Genomic DNA, 427 nt, shown 5'->3' with positions numbered 1-427 from the left:
ATCACCGTGGGGGCCCCCGAGGCCGTCAGGGTCGTGGCCTCTCCCCGGCAAATGGTCAGGTTACCGCTGATACCGGCCACCACAGAGGCATTGACGCTCACCGTCACCGAGGTCGATGCCACACAGCCGGAGGCATTCACGACCGTCAGGGAGTAGGCCGTTGTACTGGCAGGGCTCACCACAATTGCCGACAGGCTGGATCCCGTCGACCAGCTGAAGCTGGTGCCTCCCTGAGCGGTCAGGGTAGTCGACTGGCCCGGGCAAATGGTCAGGCTACCACCGATGGTGGCCGTCGCCGCCGGTACGACCGTGACCGTCACGGTGGTTGTTGAGGTGCACCCCGAGGCATTGGTCAGCGTGACCGAGTAAGCTGTTGTGCTGGCCGGAGAGACCACCACCGCCGACAGGCTCTCTCCCGTCGACCAGC

The 427-nt window shown here is 65.3% G+C and carries 1 pseudogene; it reads right to left on the bottom strand.

The annotated features are described in order from the left end of the window. Positions 1 to 427, bottom strand: a pseudogene (locus BLX24_RS33230) (hypothetical protein); the annotation flags it as partial.

The sequence above is a fragment of the Arsenicibacter rosenii genome, assembly GCF_001870735.1.
Taxonomy (GTDB): domain Bacteria; phylum Bacteroidota; class Bacteroidia; order Cytophagales; family Spirosomataceae; genus Arsenicibacter; species Arsenicibacter rosenii.
The sequence above is the reverse complement of the archived record's forward strand: the minus strand, read 5'-3'. Positions and strand labels throughout refer to the sequence as shown.